At 72.7% G+C, this 16,200-nt stretch carries 17 protein-coding genes and 1 pseudogene; 8 read left to right on the top strand and 10 right to left on the bottom strand.

The annotated features are described in order from the left end of the window. From B1L11_RS49140 to B1L11_RS41630, 4 genes and pseudogenes are all read left to right on the top strand, one after another. A partial coding sequence (locus B1L11_RS49140; protein WP_218671640.1) for a hypothetical protein occupies positions 1–198 on the top strand: 198 nt, incomplete at its 5' end. A 106-nt stretch (positions 199–304) separates the two neighbouring features. Beyond that, positions 305–1,222 carry an LLM class F420-dependent oxidoreductase gene (locus tag B1L11_RS41640; protein ID WP_079320701.1) on the top strand — a complete coding sequence of 306 codons (918 nt, stop codon included), beginning with the start codon at positions 305–307 and terminating at the stop codon, positions 1,220–1,222. Between the two features lie 144 nt (positions 1,223–1,366). Further along, a complete protein-coding gene (locus B1L11_RS41635) occupies positions 1,367–2,860 on the top strand; it encodes a 3' terminal RNA ribose 2'-O-methyltransferase Hen1 (RefSeq protein WP_079320700.1) in 1,494 nt (497 codons plus the stop codon). Then, positions 2,857–5,342 (top strand): annotated as a pseudogene (locus B1L11_RS41630) (polynucleotide kinase-phosphatase). Before B1L11_RS41635 ends, B1L11_RS41630 begins: the two are co-directional and overlap by 4 nt. Before the next feature lie 91 nt (positions 5,343–5,433). On the opposite strand, the gene B1L11_RS41625 reads toward B1L11_RS41630, so the two are convergent. Beyond that, the gene (locus B1L11_RS41625; protein ID WP_256863347.1) at positions 5,434–7,020 is read right to left on the bottom strand and encodes an MDR family MFS transporter; all 1,587 of its coding nucleotides are present in this window, start codon (positions 7,018–7,020) and stop codon (positions 5,434–5,436) included. Between the two features lie 105 nt (positions 7,021–7,125). On the opposite strand from B1L11_RS41625, the gene B1L11_RS41620 reads away from it, so the two are divergent. Continuing rightward, the gene (locus tag B1L11_RS41620; protein WP_079320698.1) at positions 7,126–7,722 is read left to right on the top strand and encodes a TetR/AcrR family transcriptional regulator; all 597 of its coding nucleotides are present in this window, start codon (positions 7,126–7,128) and stop codon (positions 7,720–7,722) included. 145 nt (positions 7,723–7,867) lie between these two features. Here the strand turns inward: B1L11_RS41620 and B1L11_RS41615 are convergent, their stop codons facing one another. Then, positions 7,868–8,440, bottom strand: a complete 573-nt coding sequence (locus tag B1L11_RS41615) for a TetR/AcrR family transcriptional regulator (RefSeq protein WP_079320697.1) — start codon at positions 8,438–8,440, stop codon at positions 7,868–7,870. Between the two features lie 88 nt (positions 8,441–8,528). On the opposite strand from B1L11_RS41615, the gene B1L11_RS41610 reads away from it, so the two are divergent. Both B1L11_RS41610 and mug read left to right on the top strand, forming a co-directional pair. After that, positions 8,529–8,900: a DUF4267 domain-containing protein gene (locus B1L11_RS41610; RefSeq protein WP_079320696.1), complete on the top strand. Its 372-nt coding sequence runs from the start codon at positions 8,529–8,531 to the stop codon at positions 8,898–8,900. Positions 8,901–8,991: 91 nt separating this feature from the next. Then, positions 8,992–9,531, top strand: a complete 540-nt coding sequence (gene mug, locus B1L11_RS41605; RefSeq protein WP_079320695.1) for a G/U mismatch-specific DNA glycosylase — start codon at positions 8,992–8,994, stop codon at positions 9,529–9,531. An 18-nt stretch (positions 9,532–9,549) separates the two neighbouring features. Here mug and B1L11_RS41600 read toward each other — a convergent pair whose 3' ends face one another. Next, positions 9,550–10,512 carry an alpha/beta hydrolase gene (locus B1L11_RS41600; protein WP_256863346.1) on the bottom strand — a complete coding sequence of 321 codons (963 nt, stop codon included), beginning with the start codon at positions 10,510–10,512 and terminating at the stop codon, positions 9,550–9,552. Positions 10,513–10,581: 69 nt separating this feature from the next. Here B1L11_RS41600 and B1L11_RS41595 point away from each other — a divergent pair, with 69 nt between their 5' ends. Further along, positions 10,582–11,031, top strand: coding sequence for a MarR family winged helix-turn-helix transcriptional regulator (locus B1L11_RS41595; protein WP_256863345.1), 450 nt, complete (start codon positions 10,582–10,584; stop codon positions 11,029–11,031). 31 nt (positions 11,032–11,062) lie between these two features. Here the strand turns inward: B1L11_RS41595 and B1L11_RS41590 are convergent, their stop codons facing one another. From B1L11_RS41590 to B1L11_RS49135, 7 genes are all read right to left on the bottom strand, one after another. Next, a complete protein-coding gene (locus B1L11_RS41590; protein ID WP_079320693.1) occupies positions 11,063–11,692 on the bottom strand; it encodes a DUF6879 family protein in 630 nt (209 codons plus the stop codon). 104 nt (positions 11,693–11,796) lie between these two features. Continuing rightward, positions 11,797–11,925, bottom strand: coding sequence for a hypothetical protein (locus tag B1L11_RS53255; protein WP_256863344.1), 129 nt, complete (start codon positions 11,923–11,925; stop codon positions 11,797–11,799). An 80-nt stretch (positions 11,926–12,005) separates the two neighbouring features. Continuing rightward, positions 12,006–12,644, bottom strand: coding sequence for a DUF6879 family protein (locus B1L11_RS41585; RefSeq protein WP_143737929.1), 639 nt, complete (start codon positions 12,642–12,644; stop codon positions 12,006–12,008). Continuing rightward, positions 12,619–13,833, bottom strand: a complete 1,215-nt coding sequence (locus B1L11_RS41580) for a hypothetical protein (RefSeq protein WP_079320691.1) — start codon at positions 13,831–13,833, stop codon at positions 12,619–12,621. Before B1L11_RS41580 ends, B1L11_RS41585 begins: the two co-directional genes overlap by 26 nt. 368 nt (positions 13,834–14,201) lie before the next feature. Beyond that, entirely contained in the window at positions 14,202–14,327 is a 126-nt protein-coding gene (locus tag B1L11_RS53250; RefSeq protein ID WP_256863343.1) for a hypothetical protein, read from the bottom strand. A gap of 88 nt (positions 14,328–14,415) precedes the next feature. Next, positions 14,416–15,519 (bottom strand): ThiF family adenylyltransferase, encoded by a 1,104-nt coding sequence (locus B1L11_RS41575; protein ID WP_079320690.1) that lies wholly within the window; start codon positions 15,517–15,519, stop codon positions 14,416–14,418. A 52-nt stretch (positions 15,520–15,571) separates the two neighbouring features. After that, positions 15,572–16,200 (bottom strand): DUF1707 domain-containing protein (locus B1L11_RS49135; RefSeq protein WP_256863342.1); only part of this gene is annotated, 629 nt, incomplete at its 5' end.

The following is a 16,200-nucleotide window of genomic DNA, read 5'->3' as shown; positions in this document are numbered from 1 at the left end:
GGGGTCCGCTCACCGGGTGGGCGTGGCACCCGGCTCGACCCCGGGCTTGACACCGGGCTCGACACCGCGCGTCGCGTCCCAGCCGCCGGGGAGGGGGCGGCGGGCAGCGCCCACAGTGCCGCGCCGGTGCCCGCGACGAGCGCGGCTGAGGCCAGGAGGACGAGGGAGCGCGGGGGGCGGCCCGCTTCACGGGAATGACGTGCGGAGTCCACGCTCACCACCCTGAGTTGCGATGCGAACACGTTGCGCACAGGCGGCTCGCACTCTAGCAAGCCGCGGACGCGAGGGCGGGGATAATGGACGGATGAAATTGAGGATCTTCACCGAACCCCAGCAGGGGGCGAGCTACGACGATCTGCTCAGGGTGGCGCAGGCGGCCGAGCGGCTCGGGTTCGACGCGTTCTTCCGGTCCGACCACTACCTGCGGATGGGCGACGGCGATCCCAACCCGGGCCCGACCGACGCGTGGATCACCCTGGCCGGTCTCGCCCGGGAGACCTCGCGCATCCGGCTGGGCACGCTGGTGAGCGCCGCGACGTTCCGGTTGCCTGGCCCGCTGGCGATCAGCGTCGCCCAGGTGGACCAGATGAGCGGCGGCCGTGTGGAGCTCGGTCTCGGCACCGGCTGGTTCGAGGAGGAGCACACGGCGTACGGGATCCCGTTCCCCTCCCTCGGCGAGCGGTTCGAGCGCCTGGAGGAGCAGCTCGAGATCGTGACCGGGCTGTGGGCGGCGGCCAAGCCGTTCTCCTTCGAGGGCGCGCACTACCGGCTGACCGACTCCCCGGGACTGCCCAAGCCGGCGCAGCGGCCCCGGCCGCCCGTCATCATCGGCGGCGGGGGCGCCAAGCGGACGCCGCGGCTGGTCGCGAGGTTCGCCGACGAGTACAACGTGCCGTTCCACCTCCCCGAGGACACCGCCGCGGCCTTCGACCGGGTCAGGCAGGCGTGCGACGCCGCGGGGCGGGAGACCGTCCTGCTGTCGGCGGCGCAGGTCGTCTCCGCCGGGCGGGACGAGGCGGAGATCGCCCGGCGGGCCGCCAACATCGGCCGCAAGGTCGACGAGCTGCGCGTCAACGGGCTGGCGGGCACCCCGCAGGAGATCGTGGACAAGATCGGCCGGTTCGCCGAGATGGGCGCCGAGCGTCTCTACCTCCAGGTCCTCGACCTGGACGACCTGGAGCACCTGGAGCTGATCGCGGCCGAGGTGCTCCCGCACGTGTAAAAGAGCGCTGCCGCACGTGTAAAAGAGCGCTGCCGCACGTGTGAAAACAGCGCCGCACGTGTGAAATGAGCGCTGCCGCACATCTGAGCCACAGGTCGGAAAAGCCATAGCCGGTCGAAGGGGGCATCCGGCACACTTTGCCGGGTGCTCCTCACGATCTCGACGACTCTGCGGCCCGCCACGGACCTCGGCTTCCTCCTGCACAAGCACCCCGATCGGGTGCAGGAGTTCGAGCAGTCGTTCGGCACCGCGCGGGTCTTCTACCCCGAGGCGGGCGAGGACCGGTGCACCGCGGCGCTGCTGCTGGAGGTCGACCCCGTGCGGCTGGCCCGTTCGCGGGGCTCGTCCTCGCCCGACTTCTCCCTCGGGCAATACGTCAACGACCGGCCGTACGCCGCGTCCTCCCTGCTCGCGTCGGCGCTCGCCGACGTGTTCCGCACGGCGCGGACCGGGCGGTGCGCCTCCCGGCAGGACCTCGCGGACGGGCCGATCCCGCTGGAGATCGGCCTGCCCGCGCTGCCGTGCCGGGGAGGGGCCGATCTCGCGCACCGGCTGTTCGGGCCGCTGGGCTGGGAGGTCGGCGCCGAGGCCGTGCCGCTGGATCCCGCTTTCCCCGAATGGGGCGAGTCCCGGTACGTACGGCTCGCGCTGCGGGGCGACGTGCGCCTGGCCGACGCGCTCAACCACCTGTACGTCCTGCTCCCCGTGCTGGACGACGCCAAGCACTACTGGCTGGCGGGCGACGAGGTCGACAAGCTCGTCCGCGCGGGGGAGGGCTGGCTGGCCGGCCATCCGGACAAGGGGCTGATCACCCGCCGCTATCTCGGCCGGAGGTGGGCGCTCACTCGCGCCGCCTTCGCCCGTCTCGCCGAGCTCGGCGACGACGTGGAGGAGAGCCTGGACCCGCCGGTGGAGGAGGAGCCGGGCGTCGAGGCCCCCGCTCTCGCCGCACCGGCCGGCGAAGCCGGGCAGGAGGAGTCCGGCGCCGCCGAGCCCACCCCGGGTGACGGGTCCGGCGAGGAGCGGGTGCCGCTGAACACGCTGCGCCGGGAGGCCGTCGTGGCGGCGCTCGAGGAGGTCGGCGCGCGCACCGTGCTCGACCTCGGCTGCGGCTCGGGGCAGCTGCTGTCGGCGCTGCTGGCCAGGCCGGCCTTCGCCAAGGTGGCCGGCATGGACGTGTCGGCCCGCGCGCTCGTGCTGGCCAAGCGCCGCCTGCGCGCCGACCGGCTGCCGGACGCCAAGCGGGCCAGGCTGGAGCTTTTCCAGGGCTCGCTGACGTACACCGACGCGCGCCTGGCCGGATACGACGCCGCGGTGCTGATGGAGGTCGTCGAGCACGTGGACCCGCCGCGGCTGCCCGCGCTCGAACGCGTGGTCTTCGGCACGGCGCGGCCCGCACATGTGATCGTCACCACGCCCAACGTGGAGCACAACGTCAGGTACGAGCTGCTCGCGGGGGCCCGCCGCCACCCCGACCACCGGTTCGAGTGGAGCCGGGCGGAGTTCGCCCGGTGGGTGCAGGGCGTGTGCGAGACGTACGGCTACGCCGCCGATCTGCGGCCGGTCGGCGAGGACGACCCCGAGGTCGGCCCGCCCACCCAGATGGCGGTCTTCAGCAGGAGGGAGGAGCGGCCGTGACCGAGATCAGCGTGCCGGAGCTGTCGCTGGTGGTGCTCGTCGGCATCTCCGGGAGCGGCAAGTCGACGTTCGCGGCCCGGCACTTCGCGCCCACACAGGTCGTCTCGTCCGACTTCTGCCGCGGCCTGGTCGCCGACGACGAGAACGACCAGACGGCCACGCCCGAGGCGTTCGACCTGCTCCACCACATCGTGGGCATCCGCCTGCGGCGCGGGCTGCTCACGGTGGTGGACGCGACCAACGTGCAGTGGGAGGCCCGCAAGAAGCTCATCGAGCTGGCCAGATCGCACGACGTGCTGGCCGACGCGATCGTGCTCGACGTGCCGGAGGAGGTGGCGCGCGCCCGCAACGCGGCCCGCCCCGACCGGGCCTTCGGCCCCCACGTGATCACCCGGCAGCGCAAGGAGCTGCGCCGGTCGCTCGGCAAGATCACCAGGGACGGCTTCCGCCGGGTCCACGTGCTGCGCGGCGACGAGATCGACGACGTGACCATCACGTACGAGAAGGCGTGGACCGACAAGACCCACCTCACCGGGCCGTTCGACATCATCGGCGACGTGCACGGCTGCCGGGCCGAGCTGGAGTCCCTGCTGGTGAAGCTCGGCTGGGAGGTCGGGCCGGACGGCGCCGTCCACCCCGAGGGGCGTACGGCGTCTTCGTCGGCGACCTGGTCGATCGCGGCCCGGACACGCCGGGCGTGCTGCGGCTCGTCATGAGCATGGTCGAGGCCGGAACCGCGCTGTGCGTGTGCGGCAACCACGAGCAGAAGCTGGTGCGGGCCCTCGACGGCCGCAAGGTGCGGGTCGCCCACGGCCTGGAGCGGTCGCTGGAGCAGCTCGACGCCGAGCCGGAGGAGTTCCGCGCGGCGGCCAGGACGTTCATGGACGGTCTCATCAGCCACTACCGCCTCGACGGCGGCAGGCTGGTGGTCGCGCACGCCGGGCTCAAGGAGGCCTACCACGGGCGGGCCTCCGGGCGGGTGCGGGCGTTCGCCCTGTACGGCGACACGACCGGGGAGACCGACGAGTACGGCCTGCCGGTGCGCTACCCCTGGGCGAACGACTATCGGGGGCGTGCCATGGTCGTCTACGGCCACACCCCGGTGCCCGAGCCGGAGTGGGTCAACAACACGATCTGCCTCGACACCGGCGTGGTCTTCGGCGGGCGGCTGACCGCCCTCCGCTACCCCGAGCGCGAGCTCGTCTCGGTCCCGGCGGAGAAGGTCTGGTACGAGCCAGTGCGGCCGCTGGCCGCGGCCGCCCCCGCCCGCGACCCCGGCCTGCTGGACATCGGCGACGTGGACGGCACCCGCTTCGTGGAGACGCGGTTCGGCGGCAGGATCAGGATCGCGGAGGAGAACTCCCGCGCCGCGCTTGAGATCATGAGCCGGTTCGCCGTGGACCCCCGCTGGCTGGTCTACCTGCCGCCGACCATGGCCCCCTCGGAGACCTCCGCGCTGGAGGGCTACCTGGAGCACCCGGCCGAGGCGTTCGACGAGTTCGCCCGGGCGGGGGTGACCCGGGTGGTGTGCGAGGAGAAGCACATGGGCTCGCGGGCGATCGCTGTGCTGGCGCGGACGCCGGAGGCCGCGGCCCGCCGCTTCGGCGTCGCCGACGGCACGACGGGCAGCGTCTACACCCGCACCGGGCGGCCCTTCTTCGACGAGCGCGTGCCGGAGCTGGTGGACCGGCTGCGCGAGGCGGCCGCGCCGCTGTGGGAGGCGCTGGAGACCGACTGGGTGGTGCTCGACTGCGAGCTGCTGCCGTGGTCGGCCAAGGCGGAGGGACTGATCCGCGACCAGTACGCCTCGGTGGGTGCGGCCGCCCGGGTGGCGCTGCCCGAGGCGGTCGCGGCGCTGGAGTCGGCGGCGGGACGTGGCCTGGATGTAGGCGCTCTGCTCGACCGCACCCGCCGCCGTGCCCACAACGCTGCCCGGTTCCGCGACGCCTATGCCCGTTACTGCTGGCCGGTCTCGGGCCTCGACGGCGTACGGCTCGCGCCGTTCCAGGTCCTCGCCTGCGAGGGCAGGGCGACGGCGGTGGAGGAGCCGCACGAGTGGCACCTGAAGACGCTCGGCCTGATGGACTCGCCGCTCGTCACGCCGACCCGCCACGTCTTCGTCTCCCTCGACTCGCCGGAGGAGCGGGAGGCGGCGGTCGCGTGGTGGACGGCGCTGACCGAGGCCGGGGGCGAGGGCATGGTGGTCAAACCGGCCGCGCACCAGGAGGGACGGGTGCAGCCGGGCGTGAAGGTGCGCGGCAGGGAGTACCTGCGGATCATCTACGGGCCCGACTACACCGAGTCGCTCGACGTGCTGCGGCGCAGGTTCACCGGCAGGAAGCGGTCCCTCGCGCTGCGGGAGCACGCGCTCGGCCTGGAGGCGCTGACGCGCCTGGCCGAGGGTGAGCCGCTGTGGCGGATCCACGAGGCGGTCTTCGCCGTCCTCGCGCTGGAGTCCGAGCCGGTCGATCCCCGCCTTTGAGACCGGACGGCCCCCGGGCACGGCCTCCCGCTCACGCACGGGAGCCGTACCCGGGGACCGGGCTCAGGGGGCAGGGTTCAGAAGGCAGGGCTCAGCGGGACTCGGCCGCGGCGGGCGCGTCCGCTCCGGCGGGGGCCGGCTCGGCCAGGTCCACGCTGTCGCGCAGCCGCACCTGCGGGAGGAACAGCACGGCGAGGATGCCGACGACCGCGATGCAGGCCGAGATCAGGAAGATGTGGCCGGTGGCGTCGCCGTAGGCGGCGCGCACGATCGTGCGGATCGGCTCGGGCAGCGCCCCCATGTTGAGGCTGCCGCCGCCGCTGCTCTGGGACGCGGGCACCCGGATGCCGGCCTTGGCCATGCCGGTGGCGATGTTCTCGGTGACCTGGTTGGCCAGCACCGCTCCCAGGACCGAGACGCCGATCGTGCCGCCCAGCGAACGGAAGAACGTGATGGCGCCGCTGGCCGCGCCCAGCTCGCGCAGCGGGACGGTGTTCTGCACGGCCAGGACGAGGTTCTGCATGGACATGCCGACGCCGGCGCCGACCACCAGCATCCCGGCTCCGACGATGACCAGCGAGGTGTCGTGGTCGATGGTGGACAGGGCCAGGAAGCCGAGCGTGAGCACGATCGAGCCGACGAGGATGTACGGCTTGACCCGCCCGCTGCGGGACACCATCCGCCCCGAGACCGTGGACGACACGAGGACGCCGAGCATCATCGGGATCGTGAGCAGGCCCGCCTCGGTGGGGGAGTAGCCGCGGCCGATCTGGAAGTACTGGCCGAGGAAGACCGCGCCGCCGAACATGGCCATGCCGACGGCCAGGCTGGCCAGGATCGCGAGGGCCGGGGTGCGCCGCCGGATGACGTGCAGCGGGACGACCGGCTCGCGGACCACGGACTCCACCCAGACGGCGATGCCCAGCAGCACGACCGAGGCGCCGACCATGGCGAAGGTCTGCCAGGAGATCCAGTCGAAGGAGTTGCGGACGAAGGTGACCCAGACGAGCAGGATGCTCACGCCGGCGGCGATGAGGAGCGCGCCGGGGTAGTCGACCGACGTGCCCGGACGGCGGACCGAGGCGATGTCGAGCGTACGGTGCAGGACGATCAGCGCGAGCGCGGTGAACGGGATCGGCAGGAAGAAGCACCACCGCCAGCCCAGCCAGGACGTGTCGGTGATCAGACCGCCCAGCAGCGGTCCGCCGACCGTGGCCACGGCCATGACCGCGCCGAGGTAACCGTTGTACTTGCCGCGCTCCTTCGGGCTGATCATGGCGGCGATGATCACCTGCACCAGGATCTGCAGCGCGCCCATGCCCAGGCCCTGGACCGCGCGGAAGGCGATCAGCATCGGCGTGTTCTGGGCGAAGCCGCAGGCCAGCGAGGCGACCAGGAAGATGCCGATGGCGATCTCGAGCAGCAGCTTCTTGCTGAACAGGTCGGCGAGCTTGCCCCAGATCGGGGTCGAGGCGGTCGTGGTGAGCAGGGCCGCGGTGACCACCCAGGTGTACTGCGACTGGGTGCCGTTGAGCGAGCCGATGATCTGGGGCAGCGAGACGGACACGACCGTGCTGCTGATCATCGCGAGGAACAGGACGAGGAGCAGGCCGCTCAGCGCTTCGAGTATCTGCCGGTGGCTCTTGGCCCCCGTCTCCGGCAGCGTGGGTGCGCTCACGCGCAGCCTCCAATCGGATGGGTGAGGACAACTGCCCTCAGATTACATGCCCACTGAGCAACTTTGCGCAGTGGGCAATGTTTCAGCGGCTAAGCTGAGTCCACCATGGAGACGACGGCGGGATTGCGCGAGCGTAAGAAGAGCGAGACGCGGCAGGCCATCCACAAGGCCACGCTGCGGCTCGCCGTGGAACGCGGGCTGGACCACGTCACCGTCGACGACATCGTGGAGGCCGCCAACATCTCGCGCCGGACCTTCTCCAACTACTTCGGCAGCAAGGAGGACGCCCTCCTGTACGGCGAGGAGGAGCGCGTACGGTCCCTGGTACGGGCGATCCGCGAACGGCCGGCGGAGGAGTCGGGGTGGCAGGCGCTGCGCGGCGCCGTCCGCGACGAGCTGGAGGATGTGGGCGAGCCCGACCGGGAGTGGGCGGTGCGCACCTCCCTCACCAAGCGCCACCCGTCCCTGCTCGCCCGGCAGCTCGCCAACCACGCCGCACTCGAACGGGAACTGGTCCAGGCGATCTCCGACCGCGACGGGGCGGGAGAGCCGGCCGCCGAACTGAAGTGCCGGATCATGGCCGCCGCCTTCCTCGTCGCGTTGCGCATCGCGACGCACGTCTGGATCGAGGAGCAGGAGGCCCGCCCGCTCTCCCAGATCATGCAGCAGGCCCTCGACGAGATGGCGCGGCCTTTCCGCTGAGCCTCCGGCCTCTCCGCCGGGGCTCCGGTCCGGGCTCGCGGTCCGGGCTCGCGGCGTGGGCTCGCGGTCTGGGCTCGCGGTGTGGGCTCGCGGTGTGGGCTCGCGGCGACCGCCTCGGGCCTCCGGCGCTCGTCCGGGGCCGGGCTCAGCCCGTGAAACGGGCCAGGAGCAGCGCGAGCCTGTGGTCGTGGTGCTCGCGCGGGAGTCGGCCGCCGCGCATGAGGGTCACCAGGCCGTGCAGGGCGGCCCAGAAGGTCTCGGTCAGCGCGCCCAGATCGTCGCCGCCCGCGTGCGGCCGAACGGCCTCGGCCAGCTCGCCGAAGGCCGCCTGCAGAGCGGGCGGGGCCTCGGGGGTGGCGAACGGCAGGGGGACGGCCAGGCTGAAGATCACGTCGTAGAGGGCCGGGTGCCGGTCGGCGAAGGCCACGTAGGCCGCGCTGACGGCGGCGATGGCGCGGCGGGCGTCCGGCGCCGCGGTCCGGGCCGCACGCAACTCCTCGGCCAGGTCGGCGCAGCCCTCCACGGCGACGGCCGCCATGATCGCGTCCTTGCCCTTGAAGTGGCTGTAGAGCACCGGCTGGCTGTACTCGACCCGCTCGGCCAGCCGCCGGGTCGTGACCGCTTCCCAGCCCTCGGCCTCGGCCAGCTCGCGGGCCGCCGTGATGATCAGCTTCTCCCGCTCGGCGCGCTCGCGTTCCCTGCGTGACTGGATCGACATGCTGGGAACTCTAGCAGCGCTAGCGTTTATCGCAATGCTCTGCTAGCGTCATTCTCGTTCCTAGCGCTGCTAGTTCTCGGAGAGAGACATGCTCACCCCCATCGCGTACGGCCTCGCCGTCGTCCTCAACCTGTTCGTCCTGTTCATCGGAGCCCGTTTCCTGCTCGTGCCCCACGCGGCGGCCGCCGGCTACGGCGTGCCGGCGAAGAAGGACGGCGACGTCGCCTACCTGACGATCAAGGGCCTGCGTGACGGGGGCTACGGCCTGCTGGGCCTGGCCTTGCTGGCCTTCGCCGGCGCCCGCGCCGAGGCCTGGTACATGCTGATCGTCGCCCTGCTGCCCCTGGGCGACACCCTGATCGTGCTGCGCAACGGCGGCACCCGGGCGGTCGCGTTCGGCGTCCACTTCGCGACCGCCGTGATCGTCCTGGTCAGCGCCGCCCTGCTCTTCGCCGTCTGATCCCCGGCCGACGCACCTTCCGGTTGACCCACCTGTGCACCGGCGCCGTCCGGAATGCGGCCAGGAGCGGGAGGGGCACTAGCATCGCGGCATGGCCCCCACCAAGGCCGACCTCGAGGCGGCCAGGAACGCGACGATCGAGGACGTGCTCGGCCCCGGGCTCGACGTGCTGTTCTGCGGGATCAACCCCAGCCTCTACTCGGCCGCGACCGGCCACCACTTCGCGCGGCCGGGCAACCGGTTCTGGCCCGCGCTGCACCTGTCCGGTCTCGTGCCGCGCAGGCTCACGCCGTCCGAGCAGCACCTGCTCCCGTCGTACGGGCTGGGCATCACCAACATCGTGGCCCGGGCGACCGCCCGGGCCGACGAGCTGGCCCCGGAGGAGCTCCGCGAGGGCGGCGCGCGGCTCGCGCGGCTGGTCGCGGACTTCCGCCCCCGGGTCCTGGCGATAGCGGGGGTGTCGGCCTACCGCGTCGCCTTCGCCCGCCCCGCCGCCCGGATCGGCCCGCAGGAGGAGACGGTCGGCGGGACGGCGCTGTGGGTGCTGCCCAACCCCAGCGGGCTGAACGCCCACTGGAGGCTGGAGGCCATCGCGGCCGAGATGGCCCGCCTGCGCCCGCCGCGTGCCTGACGGGACCGGCCGCGGCGATCAGGGACGGTCCGCTTCCGGATCCTCGGCCTCGTGCCCCGCCCGCACCCGGGTGGCCAGGAAGCGGGCGGCCTCGTCGAGCGCCTCGTCGGCCTCGTCGAGGTGGCCGAAGTGGTTCTGGAAGACGTGCGGCACCTGCGGCCACACCCGCAGCGTGACCTCCACCTCGTCCGCGGCCGCGCGCCCGGCGAGCCGGACGGCGTCGTCCAGCAGGAGTTCGTTCGAGCCGGCCTGCACCAGCAGCGGGGGCAGGCCCCGCAGGTCGGCGAACACGGGGCTCGCCAGCGGCTGAGCGGGATCCTGACCGGCCAGGTAGGGGGTGGCGAACGCCTGGATCGCCTCGCGGGTGAAGATCGGGTCGGCGTCCTTCTTCGTGCGCATGCTCTGCCCGCCGAGCGTCAGGTCGACCCACGGAGAGAAGACGACGGCGCCCGCCGGCTGCGGCAGGCCGGCGTCGCGGGCCGCGACCAGGGTGGCGACGGCCAGCCCGCCGCCCGCGGAGTCCCCGGCGAGCACCAGTTCCTCCGGTCGCACCCCCTCGTCGAGCAGCGCCCGGTAGGCGGCGAGGCCGTCGTCCACCGCGGCGGGGAAAGGATGCTCGGGGGCCAGCCGGTAGTCCAGGGACGTCGCCCGCAGCCGGGCACGGCGCGCCAGCTGGGCGGTGAATCCCGCGTGCGTGCCGGGCGACCCCAGGACGTAACCGCCACCGTGGAAATGGAGCAGCCGCCCACGGCCGGTGGCGGTGGCCGGGGTCAGGTCGAGCGCGGGACGGCCGGCGAGCACCGTCTCGTGCACGGCGACACCGTCGGGCAGGGGCCGGGAGAGTGCGCCGGCGAATCCGGCGCGTTGCTCCGCCAGGGTCGGGTTCGGGTGGACGGGGGCGTTGCGGTGCAGGGCGTCGACGGCCTCGCGCTGCCGGCGGGTCATCCGGACCTCCATGATGTCGAGGGTGAGAGGATGCATTCCGTGGAATGCACATGTGACCGTCAACCCGATTCCACGGAAGATGATTCCTTGGAATCGAATGGGCCCGTGAATGTGACCGACATCACTCGCCTGTTCACCGATCTCGTCCGCGTCGAGACCCGGCTGTACAACGCGGTGAGCGACCGGCTGCGCGCCGAGCACGGCATCGGCCTGGGTACGTTCGAGTTCCTGGAGATCATCGACGGCCGTCCCGGGTGCCGGGTGCTCGACATCGCGCGCGAGGTGGGCATCACCGTCGGAGCCGTGAGCAAGGCCGTCGACCGGCTCGAGAACGCGGGCTTGTGCGTGCGCGCGGCGCATCCGGAGGACCGGCGGTCCTCCGTCCTCAGCCTCACGCCGGAGGGCGCCCGGCTCCTGGCCGCGGCCCGCCCGGCCTTCGAGGACGAGCTGGCCGCCCGCACCGCCGCCGTTCCGGCCGCCGACCTCGCCCGGACCGCCGCGACGCTCGCCACCCTGCGCGGGGTGCTTGAGGAGCACGGGCGGGACGGGGCCTGAGCCCTGTCCCGCCGGCCGGGGCGGGCGCGTCTCAGGGATGACCGGGGCGGGACAGGATCCGCCGGGCGACCGGCGGCGGCAGGTGCGCCACCTCGCGGTCGTGGAAGGCCACCATGTCCTCGGCGTCGGCGTACAGTTCGGCGACGGCTCGGGCGCAGCCCTCGACGACCCGGGTGTCGGTGATCCGCCGCCCGCCGACGTGGGCGCCGATCTCGTCGTAGAGGACCTCGTACATCAGGTCCGGGTTGAGGATCAGCAGCTCGGGCAGCGGCGCGCGGCTCTCCAGGTGGCGTACGGAGCGGGCGTGCAGCGCCCGTGCCCGCTCGCCCGCCCGCGTGCGCGCCGCGAGCAGGACGATCTCCCACTGCAGGTACGGCGTCGGCGGCATCTCGACGATCCGCAGCCGGCGCAGCTCCGCCCGGGGCGGCAGGTCGTCGGCGAAGCGCATCTCGTCCATCAGCGCGAGCGACCGGTCCCAGTCTCCGCTCATCATGGCGACCCAGCTCGGGGTGTCGGGCTCGTGGAAGTGCTGGGCGCGTTCCAGCTTCCACACCACGCCCTCGATCCGGCTCAGGTGGTCGTAGAGCTCGGTCCGGTACTCCGCCGCGGGAAGGATCTCTCCCGCGGCCTGTCTGACGTGCTCGAACGCTTCTCCGGGCATGGAGCCTCCTTCGGCCGAAGCCGAATCGCTGGTCGGAGCGCGCCCGGCTCCGGCCCGGATCTGGAAGCGTGGCGCGCGTGGGTCTTCCGCGGACGTCTGGTGAGTCAGTTCCCCGTCGAGTTGCTGCACACGGCCGTCTCCGTGGCGTCCAGCAACCTGATCACGATCTGCCTCGTCCGCGCCGTTCCTTCGGTCTCCTGCACCACCTCGGGTTCTGGCTCGGCCGGCTTCATCTCACCCTCCGTTCGTCGGCGTGGCCGCAGACTCTCCCCCGAGGGCGACATGTCGATCGTTGGCCGCTCCCGATCTCGGGTCAAGGCCCAATTCGGGCAGGCTTCTCCGACAGGCTGGGCGGAGGCGGCAGCGGGGCCACCTCGCGTTCGAAGAAGGGCAGCAGGTCCTCGCCCTCGCCGTACAGGGAGACCAGGGCGGACAGGCAGGGGGAGACGACGCCGGGATCGGTGATCCGGCGGGCGCCGACGGCGGCCCCGATCTCGTCGTAGCGGACCTCGTACAGCAGGTCCGGGCCGAAGACCACCAGTTCGGGCAGCGGCGCCCGGGTCTCCAGCGGCGCCACCGCCGAAGCCGCGAGCACCCTGATCTCCTCGCCCGCCGCCACCCGTACGGCGAAGATCTGCGACTCCCACTGAAGGTACGGGGTCGGGGGCAGCTCGACGACGCGCAGCCGCCGGAACGGGGCCCGCTCGCGGTACATCGCGGTCAGCGGGGCCCGCATCTCCTCGATGAGCTCGACGGCCCGCGCCCAGTCGCCCGCGTCGGCGGCCCGCCAGCTCGGCACGGCGGGCTCGTGGAAGTGCTGGGCGCGCTCCAGCTTCCACACCACCTCCGTCGCGTCGCGGTAGACCTCCTCGAACTCGGCCTGGTAGGCGTCCAATCCCAGGAACTCGCCGGCCGCGGCCCTGACGTCATCGAACACTTCGCTCGGGATCACGGTTCCTCCTCAGCAGTCCGGCGGCACGGCGCGCCCTCGGACCGTGCCTGAGCCACCACGTCCTGGCCCAGAGGACGTGGAACCCGGTGACGACCAGCACCGTGACCACGCCGTCCGCCGCGGCGACCCAGCCGGGCGGGTCGAGCAACGCGCGCACGGAACCGGCGAGCAGGCCCACGGTCGCGGGAACCGTCACCGCGGCGGCGAGGCAGAGGCACAGCGCGGTCCCGGCGACGAGCAGCGCGGTGTAGGCCCGGACCCACCGGCCCTCGGTCCGCGGCAGCCGGGCGAGCGGATCGGCCGACGGGCGCAGCAAGGCCCGGCGGCACAGGTGCGCGGCGTACGCGGTGGAGTCGCCGTACAGGTTCCGGCAGCCCGTCACGTCCTGCAGGACGAAGTAGAGATCGGTGCGCATGAACACCAGGAACTGGGTCGACAGCATGATCAGTGCCGTCATCGCGACGACGGACAGGGCCGGATGCGGACCGGCCGGCACGGTCAGCAGGAGGCAGACCGCGCACACGGCGGCGTCGAGCGCCATGCCGGACAGGTAGACCGTCAGCCGGACCCGGCGCTCGGCCAGCCAGATGCCCGACACCTCGGTCTGGGCCGTGAGGAACTGCAGCCGGGTGCCGAACCTGACGCGCCCCGGCACGCCGGCGGCGCGGGCCGTGCAGAGATGGGCCAGCTCGTGCAGGAGGATCAGCAGCCATCCGGCCGCCGACTGCGCGAGCAGGACCAGCGTCCCGCGGTCGCTCCAGAGGAGGTCCCGCCAGCCGGGTACGGCGCCGGGCCGCAGCAGTGCCACCGCCGCCCCGGCCAGGATCACGGTCGCCAGGGCGGCGTGCAGCAGCGGGTTGAGCGTCCACCGCACGTGGCGGGGCAGCAGCCGGGGAAGGGTGGGCGGCGGGGGAGCGGCCGTGGGAACCGGGCATCCGTCCACCGCCGCCACCAATCCCGCACGGAGCAGGCCCTCGACGAATCCGCCCACGTTCACCCGGGTCCCGGTCTCCGCGACGAGCCGCCGCTCCACCTCGGGGACCGTCGCCCCCTCCTGCAGCAGGCGGATGACCCGCATGCCCTGCGTGGGCACGGCGATGACGTCGCCGGTCTCCACCCGCCCGACGATCCACTCCTCGCGGTCCCGGCGTACGCCGAGATCGTGCAGGGTGACCCTGGTCGGTGTCATGACGGACGTTCCACGGGGTGTACCGGGGCGGGCGACAGGCCCGCCCCGATCCCCGTGCCCGACAGGTCACGCCCTGCCGCGCGTGGCCCGGGCGGCGCCTCGTCGCGCTTCACCACGGAGAACTCCTCGCAGAATCGGGATTTCTGCGGCGCCAGAAATCGCCGCCCCACTCGCGAGAATTCCTCGCGGGCCCGGAATCGCCACACGCATTGGGACCCCACCCGCGGAAATTCCTCGCAGGCTCGGAACTTCCGCGGGGCCCGGAATCGTCGCCCATAGCTCCGCTATGGCCTCCTCCGCCTTGCGATGTGTCCACCTGGGTTCCCGCCCGTGACGGGCGGTATTCGTCAGGCACTCCCGGACCGGCCTCAGGTCGAGTTCCCCTGGCTGAAGGCCGTCGTCTCGATCTTGTCCAGTCTGCGGATCGCGATCTCGGCCGCGGCCGGCTCGGCCGCTTCCTCCGGCTGGGTCTGGTTTTGCTCTTGAGGGGTCATCGAACACCTTCTGTTAAGGATTTGTTGGTGCCGACCTCGCGCGAGAAAACATCTAAATGTTCGGATGCCAGACATGATCGGTCAAGTCTCATTTTGTGACCCGGTCGATTTCCGCATCGCTGCCGCAGACCGGGCATTCCGGGCGAGGCGGATGCCGGACCCAGACGTGCTGGTCCGGTGCGATGAGGTTCAGTCCGATGACCGTTCCGGTGGTGGGCTCGGGCACCCCGGTGAGGAGCGAGATCACCGAGTGGGCGACCAGGTGGCCCGAGACGCCTGCCGAGGCGGCGACCACGCCCGGTCCTCCGAGGTCCACCGGAAGACCCGGCCTGCGGCGGCGCGCCTCGCCCGCGGCCAGGCACTCGTAGCAGGCGCCGCGCCCGGGGGCGAAGGCGCCCACGGTCACGAGGGGGCCGTTGTAGCCGCCGCCGACCCACGGCACGCCAGCCCGCGCGCAGATCCGGTTGGCCCAGATCCGGATGCCGGGCTCCCTCGGCTCGTCGGCGCACAGCGCGAGGACGTCGGCGCCCGTCACGACGGACAGCAGGTCCGCCTCGCTACCGATCGCCCGCCGCTCGCCGGTGACCTCGATGTCGGAGTTCAGCCTGCGCAACCTGCCGACGGCCGCGTCCACCTTGGCGCGGCCGAGGTCGTCCTCCGTGTAGAGGACCTGCCGGTTCAGGTTCGACAGCTCCACCACGTCGGCGTCGACGCAGTGCAGGCGACCCACTCCGGAGGCGGCGAGTGCCCACGCGGCGTGGCTTCCCGTGCCGCCGAGGCCCAGCACCACGACGCGGGCGGCCCGGAGCCGCACCTGCGCGTCCCACCCCTGCCGTCCCGGCGCGAGGTCGACCTGATGGAAGAACGCCTGGCTCCTGTCGTACCGCTCGCGCTCCCGTTCGCTGAGCTCTTCCGGTATCGGAGCCGAGGCGTCCTCCACATGCCCCGACGCGATGAGGGTGGCGACGATCCGCGACGCCTGGAGCGCGGAAACACCGGGCAGTCGCCGGCACACGGCCTCGGCGACGTCCGCCGGAGACCGGGTGCCGTCCATGAGGGTGAGCGCGGCCCACGCCCCACCCGTCGGATCGCTGATCTCGGTGGCCAGCCCGTAGATCTCGCCTCCGATGCGCACCGTTCCGTCATCGAAACGGTGCGGTTCGTGCTTCCGCTTGACCCGTGGCAACAGCACGTGTCCCGGCTCCTCCCCGGCAGACGGCTGACGCGGTCCTACCGAGAAGTCATCACGTGGAGTTCCGTTTCGCAAGACCCGGATGCCAGTGCCGGTGGTGACGCCGGTGGTGGGCCAGGCCGAGCACCGCCTTCACCACCAGGGCGACGAGCAGGAACTTCAGCACCAGGAACGGCGGCCACATCGGACCGGCCGCCAGGACGACGATCGCGGCCACCGGGATGAGGAACAGAGCCGGATGCGGACGGTGGCCGCGCCGCCGCGGGACCATGCCGTATCCCCAATTGCCGTATGCCCAGTGCGGGCCGCCGGGCCGGTGGGGACCGTACGGACCGTACGGGCCGGGGCGCATGCCTACGGGGGAGCCCGGGAAACCGGGCATGCCGGGAGACGGGAAGCCGGGGCGCCACGGGCCACCGGCGCGCGCGTCGCCGGCCCGGCGGCCGCCGTCCGAGGCGTCGTCCGGCCACCCGCCGGGCAGGTCGGCGGTCACCCGCCGCAGGTCCTCGGCCGTGCGCGCCGAGAGCGTCGCGTCGAGGCGCTCGTCGAGTTCCTCGCGGGTGATGCGGCCCTGCGCGAACGCGTCGTGCAGGAGCCGCGTCACCTCGTCGCGCTCCCGGTCGCCGATCCGCAGCCCGCCGTGCGCGGACGCGCCGTACGCCGGGCCGCTCGGCCGGCGTG

The organism is Microbispora sp. GKU 823 (genome assembly GCF_002027145.1).
In the GTDB taxonomy this organism is placed as follows: Bacteria; Actinomycetota; Actinomycetes; order Streptosporangiales; family Streptosporangiaceae; genus Microbispora; species Microbispora siamensis.
This window is presented reverse-complemented; position numbering and strand designations above follow the sequence as displayed.